Annotated in this window: 20 protein-coding genes; 6 read left to right on the top strand and 14 right to left on the bottom strand. The window is 72.3% G+C overall.

Annotation, left to right across the window (positions count from 1 at the left end):
* Window positions 1-24 precede the first annotated feature (24 nt).
* The 5 genes from CPH93_RS31495 to CPH93_RS31475 form a co-directional block, all read right to left on the bottom strand.
* Entirely contained in the window at window positions 25-1,032 is a 1,008-nt protein-coding gene (locus CPH93_RS31495) for a lysylphosphatidylglycerol synthase transmembrane domain-containing protein (protein WP_173909919.1), read from the bottom strand.
* The gene (locus CPH93_RS31490) at window positions 1,032-1,904 is read right to left on the bottom strand and encodes a class I SAM-dependent methyltransferase (protein ID WP_093481879.1); all 873 of its coding nucleotides are present in this window, start codon (window positions 1,902-1,904) and stop codon (window positions 1,032-1,034) included. The genes CPH93_RS31495 and CPH93_RS31490 overlap by 1 nt, the downstream gene beginning before the upstream one ends.
* The gene (locus CPH93_RS31485; RefSeq protein ID WP_093481880.1) at window positions 1,901-3,022 is read right to left on the bottom strand and encodes a glycosyltransferase family 4 protein; all 1,122 of its coding nucleotides are present in this window, start codon (window positions 3,020-3,022) and stop codon (window positions 1,901-1,903) included. The genes CPH93_RS31490 and CPH93_RS31485 overlap by 4 nt, the downstream gene beginning before the upstream one ends.
* Window positions 3,019-3,417 carry a 6-pyruvoyl trahydropterin synthase family protein gene (locus CPH93_RS31480; RefSeq protein WP_093481881.1) on the bottom strand — a complete coding sequence of 133 codons (399 nt, stop codon included), beginning with the start codon at window positions 3,415-3,417 and terminating at the stop codon, window positions 3,019-3,021. Before CPH93_RS31480 ends, CPH93_RS31485 begins: the two co-directional genes overlap by 4 nt.
* 86 nt (window positions 3,418-3,503) lie before the next feature.
* Window positions 3,504-4,490: a zinc-dependent alcohol dehydrogenase gene (locus CPH93_RS31475; RefSeq protein WP_096214771.1), complete on the bottom strand. Its 987-nt coding sequence runs from the start codon at window positions 4,488-4,490 to the stop codon at window positions 3,504-3,506.
* Between the two features lie 106 nt (window positions 4,491-4,596).
* Between CPH93_RS31475 and CPH93_RS31470 the strand changes: the two genes are divergently transcribed.
* Complete coding sequence (locus CPH93_RS31470; protein ID WP_443031412.1) at window positions 4,597-5,400, top strand: CDP-alcohol phosphatidyltransferase family protein; 804 nt, start codon at window positions 4,597-4,599, stop codon at window positions 5,398-5,400.
* On the opposite strand, the gene CPH93_RS31465 is transcribed toward CPH93_RS31470, so the two are convergent.
* The gene (locus tag CPH93_RS31465; protein WP_093481884.1) at window positions 5,369-5,764 is read right to left on the bottom strand and encodes a hypothetical protein; all 396 of its coding nucleotides are present in this window, start codon (window positions 5,762-5,764) and stop codon (window positions 5,369-5,371) included. The two genes, CPH93_RS31470 and CPH93_RS31465, sit on opposite strands and share 32 nt — an antisense overlap.
* Window positions 5,765-6,298: 534 nt before the next feature.
* On the opposite strand from CPH93_RS31465, the gene CPH93_RS31460 reads away from it, so the two are divergent.
* The 3 genes from CPH93_RS31460 to CPH93_RS31450 all read left to right on the top strand — a co-directional run bounded on the left by CPH93_RS31460 (window position 6,299) and on the right by CPH93_RS31450 (window position 9,376).
* Complete coding sequence (locus CPH93_RS31460) at window positions 6,299-6,673, top strand: VOC family protein (RefSeq protein ID WP_093481885.1); 375 nt, start codon at window positions 6,299-6,301, stop codon at window positions 6,671-6,673.
* A 557-nt stretch (window positions 6,674-7,230) separates the two neighbouring features.
* Window positions 7,231-8,340: a right-handed parallel beta-helix repeat-containing protein gene (locus CPH93_RS31455; protein ID WP_093481886.1), complete on the top strand. Its 1,110-nt coding sequence runs from the start codon at window positions 7,231-7,233 to the stop codon at window positions 8,338-8,340.
* Window positions 8,341-8,347: 7 nt separating this feature from the next.
* Window positions 8,348-9,376 (top strand): methyltransferase, encoded by a 1,029-nt coding sequence (locus tag CPH93_RS31450; protein WP_093481887.1) that lies wholly within the window; start codon window positions 8,348-8,350, stop codon window positions 9,374-9,376.
* 113 nt (window positions 9,377-9,489) lie between these two features.
* On the opposite strand, the gene CPH93_RS31445 is transcribed toward CPH93_RS31450, so the two are convergent.
* The 7 genes from CPH93_RS31445 to CPH93_RS31415 form a co-directional block, all read right to left on the bottom strand.
* Complete coding sequence (locus CPH93_RS31445; protein ID WP_096214770.1) at window positions 9,490-9,822, bottom strand: TcmI family type II polyketide cyclase; 333 nt, start codon at window positions 9,820-9,822, stop codon at window positions 9,490-9,492.
* A 56-nt stretch (window positions 9,823-9,878) separates the two neighbouring features.
* On the bottom strand, window positions 9,879-10,352 hold the full coding sequence (locus CPH93_RS31440) for an SRPBCC family protein (protein ID WP_093481889.1): 474 nt from the start codon (window positions 10,350-10,352) through the stop codon (window positions 9,879-9,881).
* A 1-nt stretch (window position 10,353) separates the two neighbouring features.
* On the bottom strand, window positions 10,354-10,623 hold the full coding sequence (locus CPH93_RS31435) for an acyl carrier protein (RefSeq protein ID WP_093481890.1): 270 nt from the start codon (window positions 10,621-10,623) through the stop codon (window positions 10,354-10,356).
* 15 nt (window positions 10,624-10,638) lie between these two features.
* Entirely contained in the window at window positions 10,639-11,889 is a 1,251-nt protein-coding gene (locus tag CPH93_RS31430; protein ID WP_093481891.1) for a beta-ketoacyl synthase N-terminal-like domain-containing protein, read from the bottom strand.
* Complete coding sequence (locus CPH93_RS31425; RefSeq protein WP_093481892.1) at window positions 11,886-13,154, bottom strand: beta-ketoacyl-[acyl-carrier-protein] synthase family protein; 1,269 nt, start codon at window positions 13,152-13,154, stop codon at window positions 11,886-11,888. Before CPH93_RS31425 ends, CPH93_RS31430 begins: the two co-directional genes overlap by 4 nt.
* The gene (locus CPH93_RS31420) at window positions 13,151-13,585 is read right to left on the bottom strand and encodes a cupin domain-containing protein (protein WP_093481893.1); all 435 of its coding nucleotides are present in this window, start codon (window positions 13,583-13,585) and stop codon (window positions 13,151-13,153) included. The genes CPH93_RS31425 and CPH93_RS31420 overlap by 4 nt, the downstream gene beginning before the upstream one ends.
* Before the next feature lie 68 nt (window positions 13,586-13,653).
* Window positions 13,654-14,772 carry a SchA/CurD-like domain-containing protein gene (locus CPH93_RS31415; protein WP_093481894.1) on the bottom strand — a complete coding sequence of 373 codons (1,119 nt, stop codon included), beginning with the start codon at window positions 14,770-14,772 and terminating at the stop codon, window positions 13,654-13,656.
* A 1,136-nt stretch (window positions 14,773-15,908) separates the two neighbouring features.
* Here CPH93_RS31415 and CPH93_RS31410 point away from each other — a divergent pair.
* A complete protein-coding gene (locus CPH93_RS31410; protein ID WP_093649025.1) occupies window positions 15,909-16,397 on the top strand; it encodes a glutathione peroxidase in 489 nt (162 codons plus the stop codon).
* A gap of 63 nt (window positions 16,398-16,460) precedes the next feature.
* Here the strand turns inward: CPH93_RS31410 and CPH93_RS31405 are convergent, their stop codons facing one another.
* Complete coding sequence (locus CPH93_RS31405) at window positions 16,461-16,850, bottom strand: STAS domain-containing protein (RefSeq protein WP_093488415.1); 390 nt, start codon at window positions 16,848-16,850, stop codon at window positions 16,461-16,463.
* A gap of 578 nt (window positions 16,851-17,428) precedes the next feature.
* On the opposite strand from CPH93_RS31405, the gene CPH93_RS31400 reads away from it, so the two are divergent.
* Window positions 17,429-18,880 (top strand): GAF domain-containing protein, encoded by a 1,452-nt coding sequence (locus CPH93_RS31400; RefSeq protein WP_096214769.1) that lies wholly within the window; start codon window positions 17,429-17,431, stop codon window positions 18,878-18,880.
* The last annotated feature ends 36 nt before the right edge of the window (window positions 18,881-18,916 follow it).

Raw genomic sequence — 18,916 nt, 5'->3', positions numbered from 1 at the left:
GGAACGCCGGTGATGCGGGAGGCGCTACGCCCGCCGCTGCGGCGCGCCCTGCTCGGCGAGGACACGCTCTTCGAGCTCGACCTGCGGCCGCTCGCCGCGCCGGGTGACGGAGCGGCGGACGAGCAGGACCGCGGCGCCGGGCAGGCTCGCCACGAAAGCCAGCACGCCGTAGATCACGGCGGTGGTGAGCCCCTGCGCCGCGCCTAGTCCGGCGGCGCCGAAGGCCCACGCGGCGACGCCTTCGCGTGGGCCCCAGCCGCCGACGTTCAGCGGCAGCGCCATCGCCAGCAGCGCCAGCACCACCAGCGGCACCAGTTCGGCGATCGGCGCGGTGGCTCCGGCCACCCGGGCGGCCAGCACGAACATCCCGAGATAGCCCGTCAGGACCGCCACGGACGAGAGCGCGACACCGGGCCACACCCCCCGGCCGAGCAGGCCCTGCCGTACCTCGGCCAGCATGCCGCGGACGGCGCGTTCGGCCCGCGAGGCACCCCGCCGCGCCCGCAGCCTGAGGGCGGCCGCCGTCAGCAGCACGGCCACCGCGGCCACGGACAGCGCGACGGCGGGCGAGGTGAGGACGCGGACGACCGGCGCCAGCACCGGGGAGGGCCGGACGAGCAGCACCGCCGCCCCCGCGACGAGCAGGACGAGCTGGCCCGCGGTGCGTTCCAGAACCACTGCACGCACGCCGCGGCCCAGATCACCGGAGGTGCGGCCGTGGCGTACCGCGCGGTGCACATCGCCCAGCACGCCGCCGGGCAGGGCCGCGTTGAGGAACAGGGACCGGTAGTAGTCCGCGACGGCCCGGCCCAGCGGCAGCCGCAGTCCGAGACCGCGGGCCACCAACGACCAGCGCCAGGCGCTGCACACCGTGGTCAGCAGGCCGATGGCGAGCCCGGCCAGCAGTGTGGCGGCGTCGATCCGGCGCAGGCCCGACACGAAGGCGTCGGATCCCAGATGCCACACCAGCGCCACCAGGATGCCCAGCCCCGCGAGCATCCTGAGCCACGCCGCCCAGCGGGACCGGTCCATCACGCGCTCCCGGACACGGGCCGGGGCAGCGCCAGCAGATCGGTGTGGTACACCTCGACGTTCAGGTCGCCCGCCGCGCACTCCTCCAGCCGGCGGCGCAGATAGGCGACGGCCTCGGGCGCCAGATCCGGGCGCTGGGCGTGCGCGGCGCCGACCCAGCCGCGCAGCCATTCGGCGATCAGCGCCGACTCGACACAGCCGAGCCGCCAGGGACTGGACCGGACCAGGACCGTAGCACCGCGCCGCTCGAACGCCGCGACCGCCGCCGCGATCGCATCCGGACCGAGCAGCGCGCGGCCCTGGTCCGTACGGCGCTGATGGTCGTTGAAGGCCTCGGCGATCTCGACGTCGAGGGGATCGGACGGGGTCAGTTCGACCCGTCCGGCGACGGAGAGGGCCAGCAGCACCGGGCAGCCCGCGCGGACACAGGCCTCGGCGAGGTCCTCCACCTCCTCGCGGGTGAGCAGGTCGAGCAGCGCGGAGGCGGTCACCAGCGAGGTGCCGGCGAGGTCGGCGGCGCTGAGGTCGGCCAGATCGCCGCGCGCGGTCGTGGCCTCAACGGGCGTGCCGTCGGCGGCGGTTACCGGCATTCGCGCCCCGGCGTGCTCCAGCAGCAGGGGGTCGTGGTCGTGCAGGATCCAGTGCTGCGGCCCGGGCAGCCGGACGGCGAGCCAGCGCCCCATCGAGCCGGTGCCACAGCCGAGGTCACGGATCACCAGCCCCCGGGTGCCGTCCGGGCCGGCCTCGGCCGACTGCGCGGAGAGCCGTTCGCGCAGCGGACGCAGCAGTTCCGGTGCGCGCGCTGCGGCATCGGCGCGCTCGCGCAACTCCAGCCAGTCAGGGGCGAATCGGGGCCGGTCAGGGGCGTTCATCGTGCGCTCCGGGGCTCGTGCCGAAGCCGTTCGAGCGTCCCGGCCAGACTGTGCGACGTCATCTCCCACCCCTCCAGCATGGCACGCCGCCCGCGCGCCGCTTCCCTCAGCCGGCCGCGCAGTTGCGGATCCCCGAGCCAGTCACGGAGCGCACCGGCGAGCGCCGTCGGCCGTCCGGGCGGTACCAGGAGACCGGGCACACTGCCGTCCGGAGCCCGGCCGACCGCCTCCGGTACGCCGTCCACGTCCGTGGCCAGCACCGGAATCCCGCGCCCCAGCGCCTCGGTGACGACCATGCCGTAGGTCTCGGCGTACGAGGCGAGCAGCAGCAGATCGGCGGCGGCGTAGTGGGCGTCCAGCTCGGCGCCGGCCCGCGGCCCGGTGAAGGTGATCCGGTCGTCGAGGCCCAACTCCGTCACCCGGCGGCGCAGTTGACCGGCGTAGCCGGCGTCGCGGCCGAGCCCGCCGACGAAGGTGCAGCTCCAGGGCAGCTCGGCGACCTCCGCCAGCGCCTCCACCAGGAGGTGCTGGCCCTTGCGCGGGGTGACCGACGCGACACACAGCAGTCCGGTGGCGCCGTCGGTGCCGGACGCGGCGGGCGCCGCGTCGGCCCCCGGCCTGGCGACATGGACGCGCGCGGCGGGCAGCCCGTGGTGCGCGACGAGCCGGCGGGCGGCCCAGTCGCTGGTGGCCACCACGGCCCCCGCGGCGTGCAGCGTGCGGCGTTCGCGGGCGTCCAGCTCCGCCGCCACGGCGGCATCGAGCCCGGTCTCGTCGGCCAGCGGCAGATGGACCAGGACGGCGAGCCGCAGCCGGTCCGCCTCGGGGAGGAGTACTTCCGGGACCCCGCAGGCGACCAGTCCGTCGAGCAGGACCACGGCGTCGTCCGGCAGCTGCGCCAGATGCTGCGCCAGCCCCACGCAGGCGGCGGCGTCCGGCCGCGGCCAGCTTCCGTGCGCGGCGTACGGGTGCACCCGCCAGCCCGCCGCCGGGAGTTCGCGGCACACCCGGCGGTCGTAGGTGTTGCCGCCGCTGGGCGCCGCCGGATCGTCGACGTCGCCGGGCAGGACCATATGCACCACGCGCTCCGCCGTCGCCGTGGTGCCGGTGCGGGTCACAGAGTGCGCTCGTAGGTCGCCCAGGCGATGTGGGATTCATGCAGGGTGACCGATATCCCGGTCAGCTCGCGGGCGCCCTCGCCGAGGTTGCCCGCCTGGATGCGGTCGGCGAGCCGGTCGGCAATCACCTTGGCCAGGGCCTCCGTCGAGGTGTTGATGCCGGCGAAGGCGGGCTCGTCGTCGAGGTTGCGGTAGTTCAGTTCCCCGACCACGGCCCCGAGTTCCCGGGTGGCCAGGCCGATGTCGACGACGATGTTGTCGTCGTCGAGCTCCGGCCGACGGAAGGTGGCGTCCACGAGGAAGGTCGCGCCGTGCAGACGCTGTGCGGGTCCGAAGACCTCGCCACGGAAGCTGTGGGCGACCATCAGGTGATCGCGGACGGTGATGCTGAACAAGGCCGTTCCTCCGGTGTGATGTCGGTCTCAGTGACGGTGTCGCGAGAGGGCGAATTCAAGGCGGTCCACGGGGCGGGGACCGCGGCCTAGCCGTCCGCCGGGGTGTACCGGATGCGGTGGCACAGCGCGGGGAGGTCGCCGGAGGCGAGCCGGGGCATCACCCGCGGCAGGTCCTCGAAGGCGGATTCGCCGGTGATCAGCGCATCGAAGGCGGGGTCGGCGAGCAGGTCGAGGGCGAGTGCCAGGCGGTCGGCGAAGGTACGACGGGCGCGCCGGGCCGGGGAGACCGCGCCCACCTGACTGCTGCGCACGACCAGCCGGCGGGAGTGGAAGGCCTCCCCCAGCGGCAGGCTGACCTGCCGGTCGCCGTACCAGCTCAGCTCGATGACGGTGCCTTCCGGGGCGAGGAGTTCGAGCGAGCGGGCCAGCCCCTGCTCGGTGGCGCTGGCGTGGACGACCAGGTCGCAGTCGCCCAAGGCGTCCTGCGGCAGCGCGAAGTCCACCCCCAGCGCCTTGGCGGTGGCGGCCCGTGCGGGGTCGGCGTCGACCAGCTGTACCCGGACGCCGGGGAAGCGGGCGAGGACCGCGGCCACGCTGCAGCCGACCATGCCCGCACCGACCACCGCGATCCGGTCGCCGACCAGCGGCGCGGCGTCCCACAGGGCGTTCACCGCGGTCTCGACCGTGCCCGCCAGGACGGCACGCGAGGCGGGGACGGAGTCCGGTACCGGGGTGACCGCACTCGCCGGGACGACGTAGTGCGTCTGGTGCGGATAGAGGCAGAAGACCGTGCGGCCCAGCAGGGCGGACGGCCCCTGCTCGACGACTCCGACGTTGAGGTAGCCGTACTTGACGGGTGCGGGGAAGTCGCCTTCCTGGAACGGCGCCCGCATCACGGTGTGCTGGCTCTCCGGGACACCGCCGCGGAAGACCAGTGTCTCTGTGCCACGGCTCACACCGGAGCAGACCGTGCGCACCAGGACTTCGTCGCCCCGGGGCTCCGGGACCGGCACCGTCCGGATTTCGCCCTGGCCTGAAACGCTTAGCCAAAAGGCACAAGCGACGCGCGGCATAGGGATCCTCCTGGACGCTACGCGGATGGTTCAACAATGCTGGGGATCATGGGGACGCCGTCACGATACGCAACACCCTTCGAGTCCGCCACACGTCACGGGAGGCATGGTGGCCGTACAAGAGCGCTACGACACAAGGCCGTTCGGACCGGACATTACGGCAGGAATGGGCGTGCAGCTGTTGCTGCTGGAGGTGCTGTGCCGCGCGGTCGGCCTGAGCATGGTGGGCTGGCTGACGGGTCTGGTCTTCGCGGTGGCCACCTGGGCCGTCCTCACCGTCGCGGTGCGCCGGTCGTGGACCCTGACGTTCGGCCCGGCCAACCGCGTCACGCTGGCCCGCACCATCCTGGTCGGCGGCGTGACGGCGATGGTCGCGGACTCCTTCGGCCGGCACGTACCGGTCGCGGTGCTGATCGCGTTCGCCGCCGTGGCGCTGGTCCTGGACGGCGTGGACGGGAAGGTGGCGCGGCACACCGGGACGGCGACCCCGCTCGGGGCGCGCTTCGACATGGAGGTCGACGCCTTCCTGATCCTGGTGCTCTGTATCCACCTCGCGCTGCCGCTGGGCGCCTGGGTACTGGCCATCGGCCTCATGCGGTACGCCTTCGTCGCGGCCTCCTGGGTGCTGCCGTGGCTGCGCGGGGCGCTGCCGCACAGCATGGCCCGTAAGACCGTGGCGGCGCTGCAAGGCGTCGTGCTGGTGGTGGCCGGGGCCGGGATCCTGCCCAGGGACTCGGCGGCCGCGGCGGTGGCGGTGGCGCTGGCGCTCCTGGTGTGGTCGTTCGGGCGTGATGTCGCGTGGCTGTGGCGGGTCAGGGAGCGGGCGGGCGCGACGACCGTGTCGGCGGTCCGTGCGCGGCACGTACCCGCGTGGTCCGTCACGTCCCGGCGTGCCGCCCCAAATAAATAACCATCGCCAGGAAGAGCAGCAGGAGCTGGGTGACGACGATGTGGAGCAACACCCGTCGCCACAGGCTGTGCCGGGGGGCCCGGTGGGTGAGCAGTACCGCGCCGGGCAGCCGCGCCAGCTGGGTTCCGGGCCGGACCGCGGCCGTACGGGAGCGCTGGATGCCGCAGCGCGCGGAGGTGGCGCGAGGTACGGCGCTCTCCGGGCAGGCCCGGCCGTGGCCGGGTGCCGTGCGCAGCGGTCCCCGTCCGGGCGGCTGCCCGCGGCAGGGGCGTACGGTGCCGTGCCCGGAGGGCGTGGGTATGCAGGTACGGGAGCGGACCGCCCGCCACGGCGGCGGCCCCTTACGCCTTGCTGCGCCGGACATCAGCGCTCACCCTTTTCCGTCGCAGGACGAGCGGAGGGTTCCGGTCCGGTCACCGTGCCGGGGACGGAGCGGGCGGATCACGAGGCCGCCCCCACGCCGTCGACCGCGAGCAGTGCGCCGACCTCGGCCGGACACGGCGGAACACAGGCACCGTTCACCGCTGCGCCCCGTCCCCGGGACGGGGCGCGGACCGCGTCACGCGCACTCGTTCCCTTACCGATTCGGCGAAACCGCCCACGCATGTCCTCCGCGTTCAGGCCGACCGGCCGTCGCGTCATCTGTTGAATTGCGGAATTCTGCAACTGTAGACGACGGGGACGGGCGGCTTGCAGGGGTGTGCCGGACACACCTCCTGCCCGGGATGTTCCCGGCGCCCGGGTGCGCCCCCGCCGGGTCGCCGCCGGCCACGGTCCGGCTCAACGGCTGCTCCCCTCATGGTAATTGCGGAAGGCGGACGCCGGAACCGCGCGGGCGGCGTTCCGTGCAGGACGATTCCGATGGACAGCTCCGCCCCTCAACCGCATAGTCACGTCCATGACTTCATGGGTACGGCACACCACGATCGACTGCACCGACGCCTATCGTCTGGCCTGCTTCTGGGCACAGGTGCTGGGCGGATCGCTGGCCGAGGACGATCTGCCGGGCGATCCGGAGGCCACGGTCACGGCGGCGGGCGGTGCGCTGCTGTTCCTCACGGTGCCCGAGGGCAAAACCGTGAAGAACCGGGTGCATCTGGATCTGCAGCCGCAGGACCGGAGCCGGGACGAGGAGGTCGAGCGGCTGCTGGCGCTCGGCGCGACCCTGGTGGCCGACCACCGCCGGGCCGACGGGACCGGGTGGGCGACGCTGGCCGACATCGAGGGCAATGAGTTCTGCGTGGAGCGCAGCGCGGCGGAGCGGGCGGGCTGACCCTGCGGGTCCAGGGGGCAGCGGCCCGGCGTCCTCGGCCGGCCGGGCCCTCCGGTCCGTTCGGGGCGCCGCGGCCGCCTCCCCCGCGGCCGTTGGGGTGATCAAGCAGGCCCGCTGCCCTCGGGCCGGTGTCGTCGGCCGGGCCTGGCGCGTTGTTCCTCCGTGACCGTTTTCCGCGCCCGACCGTGGTTTCTGCCGACCAGCCTCGCGGCATTCCTGACCGAGGTGTGGCCGGACGGGCCGGCTGATGCCCCGTCGGACACCGGCCCCGACGCCCGCCCCGATGCCCGCCCCGACGCTCCGTCCGATACCCGGTCCGGCGCACGGTCCGATACCCGGTCAGCTGATTCCCCGTCCGCCGGTTCCGCGCCGTGCGGCGAGGCGTTCCGCACCGGCGACGAGTGCCAGCGGGACCCCGCTGACCGGCCCTGATGGGCGGTCCGGTGCCCGGCCGGGCACCGGACCTGACGGCGTGTCGTACACCGGCCGCCGTACCCACCGTCATCAACGGCTCACCACATGTGGCGAGCGAGCATGATCGCCCATAGCTTCGCCTCATGGCGCTACGACAGATGAAATACCTGAGCTGCGTCGCCGCGATGCTGGTCGGCGGACTGGGCGCGGCCGCACCGAGCGAACCGGCCGGATACCACGTCGTCCACCCCGGCGAATCGATCCAGCAGGCGGTGAACAGGGCCCGGCCGGGCGACACCATTTTCATCCGGCCCGGTCACTACCGGGGCAGCGTGCTGATCACCAAGCCGCGGCTGCGCCTGATCGGCGCGGGCCGCAGGACGGTGCTCGGCCCGTCCGGCAAGCGGGCCCAGAACGCCTGTGGACGCGAGGGCAACGGCATCTGCATCATCGGTGAGCGGGGCAGGCGGCTGCATGACGTCACGCTCCACGGGCTGACCGTCCAGGGCTTCCGGAAGACCGGTGTCTGGGCCTCCCGCACCGACTGGCTGACGGTGCACGAGGTGACCGCGCGGCACAACGGCGTGTGGGGCATCGCGCAGGAGAAGTCCACCCGCGCGGCGATCCGGGACAACACCGTCACCGGCAACGGCGACTCCGGCATCTACCTGGCGAACGTCGTCGGGGAAGAGGGCGGCGCCACCGACAACCGGGGCGCCACGATCACCGGGAACCGGCTGTCCCACAACCGGATCGGCATCACCCTCCAGCGCGTCCGGAACCTGACGGTCGCCCACAACGGCATCTCCGGGAACTGCGGCGGCATCTTCATCGTCGGCGACGAGTCCCGCCCCCGGGCCGGCGCGCTGACGGTACGGGACAACACCATCGTCAAGAACAACAAGCACTGCCCCGCCAATGGCCGCCTGCCGTTCATCCAGGGGGTCGGCATCCTCCTCACCGGCACCGAGCAGGCGCTGGTGCGGCACAACCTGATCCGCGAGAACCGCGGCGCCTCCCCGTTCTCCGGCGGCGTCGTGCTCTTCCCCAGCTTCGTGAAGTCGCTCAACGAGCGCAATGTCATCAGCGACAACATCGTGCTGCGCAACAAGCCCGTGGACCTGGCCAACCGGGACCGCGCCGGCCGGCACAACCGGTTCCTCCGGAATGTGTGCCGTACCTCGCAGCCGGCCGGACTGTGCCCACGGCCGCACCGGGAGCACAGGATGCACCCGTCGTCAACGGGAGAATAGAGGCGGAATGACCACCGTAAGTCCCACCCCCCAGCCGGCCATGCAGCTGCGTGAGCTGATCTTCGGCGCCGCGTGTGCGGCGGCCGTACGGGCGGCGGCGCGCCTCGGCGTCGCCGATGCGCTCGGCGACCGGCCCACCACCGCCGAGGAACTGGCCACCGCGGTACGCGCCGAGCCGCGGCCGCTGGAGCGGCTGCTGCGCACCCTGTCCTGCTACGGAATCTTCGCGGAGACCGACGACGGGAAGTACGTCCACACGGACATGTCCCGGCTGCTGCGCGAGGACAACCCCCACAGCCTGCGCTACATCTCCCTGTGGTGCACCGAGCCGTGGACCTGGGACGCCTGGCCGCGGCTCGACGAGGCGGTGCGCTCCGGCCGCAACGTCTTCGACGGCCTCTACGGCAAGGGCTTCTTCGAGTATCTGCACCAGGACGCACCGGAGTCCGCCGAGGTCTTCGACCGGGCGATGACGACCTCCAGCAAGCAGTCGGCGCAGGACATCGCCCAGCTGCTCGATCTGACCGGGGCGTCGTCGGTGGCGGACATCGGCGGTGGCCAGGGGCACGTCCTGGCGAGTCTGCTGGAGAAGTACCCCGCGATGCAGGGCACCCTGCTCGATCTGCCCAGCGTCGTGGCGAACCCGGACCCCCGGCTGCGGGACGGCGGCCCGCTCGCCTCGCGGGTACGGATCGTGCCCGGTGACTGCCGGAAGGAGATCCCCGTCCAGGCCGATGTCTACATCATCAAGAACATCCTGGAGTGGGACGACGAGAGCACCCGCCGCACGCTGCACAACGTGGTCGGGGCCGCCCGCCCCGGCGCCCGCGTCGTGATCATCGAGAACCTCGTCGACGACAGCCCCTCGATGAAGTTCACCACGGCGATGGACCTGTTGCTGCTCCTCAACGTCGGCGGCGCCAAGCACACCAGGGGCAGCCTGGTGAGCCGGATGACGGACGCCGGACTGAAGGTCGGCGAGCTCCGGGTCGTCAACCCGTATCTGCACGCCTTCGAGTGCACCGTCCCCGAATGAGCCCTGGCAGGAACGGCAGGTCGCCTGGCGAGGAGACTGCTCCTCACCAGGCGACCTCGCCCCTGCCCGGGCCGGCGCGGAAGCCGGGGGATCACCCCGGCGCCGCGTACGCGTCAGCCGCTGCCCTCGCACTGCCAGCTGTAGAACTGCTGGGCCTGTGCGTCCTTGGGGCTGCGCCAGGTCTCCGGGTCGTAGGCGCTGACGAAGGCGGAGAGCCGCTCGCTGACGTTGCGGAACTCGGGGTGCTCCGCCACCTTGGCGATCTCCGGGCCGGGCGGCCGGTCGGATTCGATGAGGTGCAGATACACGTCACCGAACTGGAAGAGCGTCCGCCGCTTGACCCCGACCAGGTGGGGCAGCTCCGTACGGTCGGAGACCCGGAAGACCTCGGCGATGTCCGGGGCGGAGCCGGGTGCCATGCGGGCGACGATCAAAGCGTGATGCATCAGGGGGGTCCCTTCATTGCCGCCGGGTGGCGGTCCGGACGCGGCCTGGCGGGCCGTCAGCTGACGGTGGCGGAGCGACGCTCGCGGTCCCGCTGTTCGATCTTGTCCCGGATGAGCTCCAGCTGGATCCGGGAGTTGCGGTTGATGAGCTCGGTCATGCCCTTGTCGTCGACCGGCGCATCGGGCTTCATCGCGAAGTCCTGGGTCCAGTGCATCGACGTGCCGCCCGGGATCTCGGCGTACTTCCAGTGGATGTCCATGTGCGCGAAGGGGCCGGTCTCCACGCGGCGGGCGCGCACCGTGCGGGCCTTGCGGTCGACGGTCCGCTCGGAGACCCAGCTCCAGACGGTGCCGTTGTCGTCCGGGTGCATCGTCAGCCGGAAGGTGGTCTTGTCGCCCTCCCTGGAGAGCACCTCGACCGAGGCGTACTCGCTGAACAGCTGCGGCCAGTTCTCGATGTCGTTGGTGATGTCCCAGACGAGGTCGAGGGGCGCCGCGATGGTGATGTCGTTCTCGGTGTGGCCGGACATGTCAGGCTCCTGTCGTAGGAACGGATTCGGGGGCGGTGTTGATGAGGTCGAGGAAGTCGCGCGGCGTCTTGCAGCGCTCGGCGTCGGTCGGCATCGGCCGGCCCTGCCGGTTCTCCAGCTCACCCACGATGCCGAGGAGGCCGAGCGAGTCCAGACCGAACTCGGCGAAGGTCGCGTCGGGCCGGTTCGCCAGCTCCTTCGGATCGACGGTGAGGCCGGCCGCGGACTTCATCAGCGCGGCCAGCTCATTGAGCGTCAGTTGAGCGTTCATGCGGGGTTCTCCTTCTCACGAGGGGGACCCGGAGCCCTGCCGCAGCACCATTGCCGCGTTCGAGCCCATCAGTCCCCGGCTCAGCACCAACGCCGTCCGCAACTCGCCGGGGCGGGCCCGGCCGGTCACCACGTCGAGGTCATGGCAGACGTCGACGACGTTGGGGGTGGGCGGCACGACGCCGTGCTCCATGGCGAGCACCGCGGCCGCGGCGTCCAGTACGGGGGCACCGCAGTACGCCCGGCCGGTACCGGTCTTGGGTGCCGTCACCGGGACCTGCGCGGCGTGCCGCCCCAGGGCGTCCGCGAGCGCCAGCGCCTCGGCCCGGTCGGCCGCAGGGACACCGAGCGCGTCGGCGAACACCACGTCTATCTCCTCCGGGGCGCACCGCGCGTCCTGAAGTGCACCGCGGATCGCATGCGCCAGCCCCTCCCGGGACTCCTCCCACAGGGAGGCCCCGGTGAAGGTAGCGGCATGCCCGGCCAGCACGGCCCGGACACTCGCCCCGCGGTCGACGGCGGCCGCCTCCTCCTCGACGATCAGCATCGCGCCGCCCTCGGCGGGCACGAATCCGCACGCACCGCTGGTGAACGGGCGGTAGGCGCGGGCCGGATCGTCGAGCCGGCTCAGATCGTCGTAGCCGAGCTGGCAGACGACCGAGTAGGGGGCCAGCGGTGCCTCCGCGGCGCCCACGACGACGGCATCGGTGCCGCGCCGTATGGTGCGGGCGGCATGCGCCAGCGCGTCCAGGCCGCCGGCCTCGTCGCTGGCCACCACTCCGCACGGCCCCTTGAAGCCGCCGCGGATGGAGATCTGGCCGGTGCTCGCCGCGTAGAACCAGGCGATGGACTGGTACGGGCCGACGTAACGGGAGCCCTGGCCCCAGAGCCGTTGCAGCTCCCGCTGGCCGAACTCACCGCCGCCCGATCCGGCGGCCGTGACGACTCCCACCGCGAACGGTGAGTCGTTGTAGTCGGCGCGGCCCATCCGGGCGTCGTCCAGCGCGAGGTTGGCCGCCGCCATGGCGAAGTGCGTGAACCGGTCGGTCTGGACGAGGTAGCGCTCCTCGATCAGATCCCCCGGTTCGAAGCCGCGGACCTCGCCCGCGACCTTGAGCGGCAGATGTTCGCACCCGTCCCGGGTGACGTGGTCGAGGACGCTGATGCCCTCGACGGTCGCCTTCCAGAAGGTCTCGGTGCTCACCCCGTTGGGGGCGATGACGCCGATGCCGGTGACGACGGAGCGACGTTCCTTCGGGGAGCTCATCTTGCCCTCCCACCCTGTTGGGTCAGTACCACCGCTGACTGGAAACCACCGAACCCGCTGCCGACCGAGAGCACCGAACGCAGCGGCAGCTCCCGTGCCGTCTTGGGCACGTAGTCGAGGTCGCACTCGGGGTCCGGAGTCTCGTAGTTGGCCGTCGGCGGCACCACCTGGTGCGTGAGTGCCAGCACACAGGCCACGATCTCGATCGCGCCGATGGCCCCCAGTGAGTGGCCGACCATGGATTTGATGGAACTCATCGGGATCTTGCGGGCGTGTTCGCCCAGCGACCGCTTGACCGCAGCCGTTTCGTGCCGGTCGTTCTGCTGGGTGCCCGAGCCGTGGGCGTTGACGTAGTCCACCTGAGTGGCGTCGAGCCTGGCGTGGGCCAGGGCCCGGTTGATCGCCTCGGCCATCTCCAGGCCTTCCTGGGTCAGGCCGGTCATGTGGTAGGCGTTGCCGAAGGTGGCATAGCCACGGATCTCGCAGTGGATGCGCGCACCGCGGGCGCGGGCGTGCTCCAGCTCTTCCAGCACGAGGACGGCGCCGCCCTCACCCATCACGAACCCGTCGCGATTCGCGTCGAACGGCCGTGAGGCATGGGCGGGGTCGTCGTTGTTGGGGGAGGTCGCCTTGATGGCGTCGAAGCAGGCGACCGTGATCGGGGAGATCGGTGAGTCGGACGCACCGGCGATGCACACATCGGCCTTGCCCTCCTCGATGGAGTGGAAGGCGTAGCCGATGGCGTCGAGGCCGGAGGTGCAGCCCGTGGAGACGGTCTGCACCGGCCCGTGCGCGCCGACCTGTTCGGCCACCGCGGAGGCGAGCGAACTCGGGGAGAACGCCCGCTCCAGATAGCGGCCGGCCGGACGGTGGTCGACATCCCACCGCTGCCCGTGGCCGCTGACGGCGACATAGTCGTGTTCCAGCCGCGTGGTGCCGCCGACGGCGGTGCCCAGGGACACCCCGATGCGCCAGGGATCCTCCGCCCCGGCGTCCAGCCCGGCGTCGCGCAGCGCCTCGCTCGCGGCGACCATGGCGAACTGGACGTACCGGTCCGAGCGGGCCACCTGCTCGCTGCTCAGACCGTGGGCCGCGGGATCGAAGTCGCACTCGGCGGCGATACGTGAGCGGAACCCCTCCGGGTCGAAGAGGGTGATCCCACGGGTCGCCGTACGTCCGGCGGACAGCAGGTCCCAGAAGGCGGGCACCCCCACACCGCCGGGCGCGACGATACCGACGCCGGTGACCGCCACGCGGCGGGTCATGACACCGGCTCCGTGCGTTCGGGCGGTGCGGCGGGGGTGCTCTCCTCCGTGCCCTCGGTGTCGACGTGCCCGAGCTCGGGGCGCGGGGCCAGCGGACCGAGGTGGAAGACCATCCGGGCCTCCACGTCCCCCACGTTGCGGAAGCGGTGCCGCATATAAGGGGGAATCAGCAGACCCTGGTCCGGGCGCAGCGGGTGCGCCTCGCCGTCGAGGTCCACTTCGAGCGCGCCCTGGACGACGTACACGAACTCCTCGGAGTACGGGTGGTAGTGCTCGCCGATGCGCTCGCCGGGCTGGACGAGTGCCATGCCCATGAAGCCGCTCGTGGCGCCCACCGCGCTGGGTGTCAGCATGGCGCGCAGATCACCTCCGCGCCGGCGGTTGGGCTGGGTCTCGCTGAGGTCCACGATGCGTGGGCGGTGCGTGGTCATGGCTGATTCCTCCAGGGGCGTGGGGCCGGCGGTTGAGGGGGAACGGGACCTGCTGCGGGCGGGTGCGCTCAGGCGTCCGGCGCCCAGCGGTCGGTGATGAGGGCCATGTCGGAGCGCTCGAGGAAGTGCGCCACCTCGCGGTCGTTCGACAGACCGCCGGCCACATCGGTGTCGAGGAGGCGCCGCAGCACCGCCGTCTTGCGGGGACCGCGGACACCCAGCGCCAGCATGGGATCGCTGTCGAGGGGGATCCGCAGATCGATGAGCCGGACCACCACGTCGTCGCGCTGGAAGACGGTGCTGCCGGTGATGGGGCACTGCGGGTCGTCCGCGGCCAGCTCGTCCTGGTGGGCCAGCATCCTGGCCAGGGCCATCCCGCACCCCTCTTTGGCGGGGTAGAACAGCGCGTGCCGGCGGATGCCGTCGGGCTGCTGCCCGCTCGCCGCGACGTGGTGCACCGCGGGCAGCGCAGCGCGGGTGAAGAACACCCGGGCGGAGTTCGGGTCGCTGAGGTCGCGGTCCTGCTCCAGATACGGGTTGACGGCCTCCTCGACGGCCCGGATCTCGGGTTGCTGGGAGATGTGACGCAGCGCCGCGACCAGGTCGCCCTGTACCTCCACCGTGCGCACGACGCGGTTGCCGTGCATGAACAGGGAGGTGCGGCGCAGCCGCGTGGTGTCGTCGACCCGGGCCTCCGGGGAGGTGTAGCCGGCGAGGATCTCCGCGACCATCGATTCGCTGCCCGGCTTCACGGTGAAGGTCAGTGCGTGCCGGACGACGCCGTCGCCGACGCGGGGGTTGGCCTGCAGCCGGCCCTTGGGGGGCTCGGGGGCGAGGCTGGCGATGTTCGAGGTCTCGCGCAGGACGCTGAAGCGCAGCGACCGGGTGTCGCGCACACAGCTGTGCAGCGGCTGGACCATCTTGACGTGTTCCTCGCTGTTGACCCAGGCGAGGAAGGGCGGTGCGCTCTCCCACTCACTGGTGATGAGCCACTGCGAGGGGTTCTCGATGGACTGGCACAGTTGGTCGTTGATGTGCCCGGGGACGGACGCGACCTGATTGCGCAGGTGCTCATAGGCTTCCATGAAGCGCTGCTGGGCTCCCTCGTGGAGATCCAGAAGCAGCACGACCCGAAGCCGCGAGCCGTCGAAGGCTGACTGGGATATTCGTTCCGACAGCGTTGTCATCGTCTACGCATCTCCTTCGGGGCCCGGTGGCCCCAGTGGTGCGTCGTCAGTTCCGGTGCGATCCGGTGACTGAGCCGGATGGTGGGGCGGCCTGCCCGGTGTCCGGGGGGCGTCCCGGATTCGATCGTGGCCGGGACCCACGGGCGGCGCGAGATCTGTGAGCCATGCAGGTGAACGGTGATCGAACAGAGCCGGGGCGGACGCTCGTGCTCCATCTGCCGTACGCATCCGTGCCGCTGGAGCACGCGAGGAACCCCACCGCCGGGAGCTGATCCCGGTACCCGTCTCCGTCGAGCCGCAGGTCGGCGCATCACCCCACCGTTCCCGGGACGTCCGGGCGTCCGTCAGCCGCCGGCCGGGGAGCCCGGACGCCGCCCGCCCGCGTGGGTGACAGGGAACGACGGCCGCACGGGGGACTGTTCGGGGAGGCCGGTCCGAACAGCGGGTCCGTGGGGGCGCCTCGGCCCTGCCGCCCGGCCCCGGACCGGGGCGAGCCCCGGCGGACTTCACCGGCGGGCGCGGTACCGGTCACCTTCGCCCGGCAACGGCCCTACTGGGACCGGACGTTGAGGCCGCCGACGAGGCTCCGTGACATGCCGCCGGGCGGGTCGCGGAGCCGTACTCGGCCGACCGGGTCCTCCTCGCCGGCGCCCCGGGCCGACACGAGGCGTCCCCACCGGCGCGGGACGCACCGCAGCCGGCCCCCGTGGCGCACGAGCCTGCTGACCAACAAGCGACCGACGGAACGTCCCCCGGCCCTTCGCGGCGCGAACGTATCTTCTGCCCGTCACCACCGCAGGGGCTTCTGAGAGCCGTCCCGGCCGCGTCCCGCAACTCGGGGGCCGAATTCCGGTTGAGTCCGGACATGGACGCCGAGAAGCCCGCCTCGCACCCCTTCCAGCGCATCTCCCTCCCCCGCCGGCCGCCGCCGCTGCCGCCCCCCGACCCCCAGGCACGGCGGCCGGCCGAGGGGGAAACGCCGATCTTCGACCAGCTGCTCAAGGAGTGGCGCTCGGGGGAGCTCCGGCCGGTCGTGTCCTGGCCGGTCGACGATCCGGGGAAGATCAGGGCGGGCGCCGCTGTTGGGACGGAGGATGGACGTCCCTGTCCGCGGACCCGTAACGAGGAGCATGACCGTGAGCCTGTACGACATCCCCCTGCGCACCCTGACCGGTGAGCCCGCTTCCCTCGCCGACTACCGGGGCAAGGCCCTGCTGGTGGTGAATGTGGCGTCCAAATGCGGGCTGACCCCGCAGTACGCGGGCCTGGAGCGGCTGCAGCAGCGCTACGGGGACCGTGGTTTCGCTGTGCTGGGCTTCCCCAGCAACCAGTTCGCGGGCCAGGAGCCGGGCACCGCGGAGGAGATCGCCACGTTCTGCTCGGCGACGTACGGCGTGAGTTTCCCGCTGTTCGAGAAGACCGACGTCAATGGCGCGGACCGGCACCCGCTGTATGCGGCGCTGACCGCCACCCAGGATGCCGAGGGCGCGGCCGGTGACATCCAGTGGAACTTCGAGAAGTTCCTGATCGATGCCGGCGGCGAGGTCGCGGGCCGCTTCCGGCCGCGCACCGATCCGGAGGCCGAGGAGCTGGTCGGCGCCATCGAGGCGGCCCTGCCGGCCTGAGCCCGGGACCGGCCTGAGCCGGGACCGGGCCGGCGAGGGCGAAGCCGGCAGTGGCCGGGAGCGTCAGGCGACGGCGCTGCCGGCGCCGTCCGTGACCCCGGCCGGCCCGGTGGCCTCGGCAAGAGCGTCCGTGGCGCCGTCGTCGTCGGGGACGAGTTCGAAACTGCCGGTCAGCCCGGTCATGCGCAGCAGCCGCGCGACGCTCCCGTCGCCGGTGGCCCCGCTCAGCCGTAGCCTGCCGCCCCGCTGCCGGGTGCGCTGGCGGGCGCGGCTGAGCAGGGACAGTCCGGCGCAGTCGATGAACGTCACCGCGCGCACGTCCAGCACGAGATCGACGCCCTGGGCGCCGGTGATGTCGTCCAGCCCGTCGGACAGCACCGACACGGCGAGGATGTCCAGCTCACCGCGGATTTCGAGAAGGGTGGTGCCGCCCGCCGCGCGGCTGGGTCCCACGAGTCTCGGGTAGTACTGACCTTCATCCATCGGCCCGGCCCACTTTCATGCCGAGGCGCGGGATATGGCCACGCGTCTGCGGCGGAGATGTTCGGAACGTGTGGGGGGCGCCCGGCGCAATCCGGGCGGGTCGGCCCGTTTCCGGGTCGTTGGTGGTGTGGTGGTGTGTCTGCTGTGCCCGTGCGTTTCTGCAGCTGTGCCCGTAGTTGACTACGGCTTACCCGCAGCTCGGGGGCCTCAAGTCCCGGCGCACGACTCAGCTCCAGGTTGTCTCAAAGTCGCCCCTGGCGGGTGTGGCCGGGATAGGCGACCAAGGTCCGCGCTTTCCGCTGCGCCCCGTACCCCACGGCCGAGGTGGCCTGCTCGCCCGCCCGCGCCGCCGATCCGCTCCCGTAGGCCTGGACGGCATGGATCACGCGCAGGTCAGGCCGTGTCCCGGCTGAACCGGAGATACCGTCCACTTGGCATGGATAACACGCTTTCGACCGAATTAGACTGTCCGAACGGCCGGAAGTGAGAGGTGTGCCCTGAAGCCGTCGGACCCCGCGGGAGATTTCCCCGACCGCACCGCGCGGAGCTTGCGCGCGCTGGCGGGCGGGCCGATCTCCCGGCTCCCGCAGCTCCTGGAAGCGATGGTGACGGTCGGTTCCGATCATGATCTGCGCCGTGCGCTGGACCGTATCGCCGAGAACGCCGCCGCGCTGACCGGAGCGCGTCATGCCGCTGTCAGCCTCCTCGACGAGGACGGCGACGGCCCCGGCGAGCTGATCACCCACGGCCCCTCCCCCTCCACCGAGCATCCCGCCGGAACATTTCTGGAGGTGCCCATACAGGTGCAGGGCGAGCTGTTCGGCACGCTGTGCGTGGCGGGGAAGGACGGCTGCGGGGGGTTCGGCGACGGGGATCTGCACCTGGTGCGGGTGCTGGCCACCCAAGCCGGCATCGCCGTGAGCAATGCCCGCACGCACGCGGCCGCCCGGCAGCGCAGACGCTGGATCGACGGGACGGCCTCCGTGACCACGGCGCTGCTGACCGAGCCCGACACCCGCTCGACGACCCCCAACGCCCTGACCGTCGTCGCGGAACAGGGCCGGGACCTGGCCGAGGCGGCCACCGGCGCGGTGCTGATGCCGCACTCCGACGGCGGTATGGAGATCGTGGCGATCTCCACCGTGCTGCCCGAGGCGGTACGGGCCGAGTCCGAGCGCGCCAGGATCCCGCCGCAGAGCCCGGCCGTCCACCAGATACGCGCCGGGCTCGCGGTGTTCTCCGACAACTTCGGCGGCGACCCCCGCTCGATCTCCCCGCTCTCACGCCACTACGGCCCGATGATGCTGCTGCCACTGCGCAGCAGCGGGCGGGTACTGGGCGCCCTCGCGCTGTGCCGCAGGCCCGGCGAGCGCCGCTTCAGCCACACCGAGCGGACCCTGGGGACGCAGTTCGCCGCCCAGGCCGCGGTGGCGCTCGTCCTCGCCGACCGGCACCGCGACCGCGAGCAGCTCGCCGTCTTCGAGGACCGCGACCGCATCGCCCGCGATCTGCACGATCTGGTCATCCAGCGGCTGTTCGCCACCGGGATGCTGCTGGAGACCGCCCGGCGCAAGGCGCAGCTGCCGGAGGTGGCGGAGGGGGTCGGCCAGGCGGTCGACGAGCTGGACGCGACGATCCAGGAGATCAGGTCGGCGATCATCGCGCTGCAGCAGGGGCCGGCCGCGGTGCCCGGACTCCGTACCCGCGTCCTGCGGGAGGCCGACGCCGCCACCCCCGTGCTCGGCACCCGGCCGTCGGTGCAGTTCCTCGGCCCGGTCGAGGCCCGCCTCGACGACGAGGGCGGCCGGGAGCTGCTGACAGCGCTGGCCAAGGCGCTGGTCGGGGCGGCCCCGTCGGTGTCCGGAGCGGCCCACCCGGTCCGCACCGAGGTCGTCGTGGACGCCCTCGCCACACTCCCCGACGGCCGCCCCGCGGTACGGCTGACGGTCAGCGTCCCGGCCGACACCGAGGCCCTCACGGTCTGGGAACGCCCGCTCTGACGGTGCCCGCGTCCTCGTCGGTGAGCTCCCCACGAG

The organism is Streptomyces sp. 2323.1 (assembly GCF_900221035.1).
Classification (GTDB): Bacteria; Actinomycetota; Actinomycetes; order Streptomycetales; family Streptomycetaceae; genus Streptomyces; species Streptomyces sioyaensis.
This window is presented reverse-complemented; position numbering and strand designations above follow the sequence as displayed.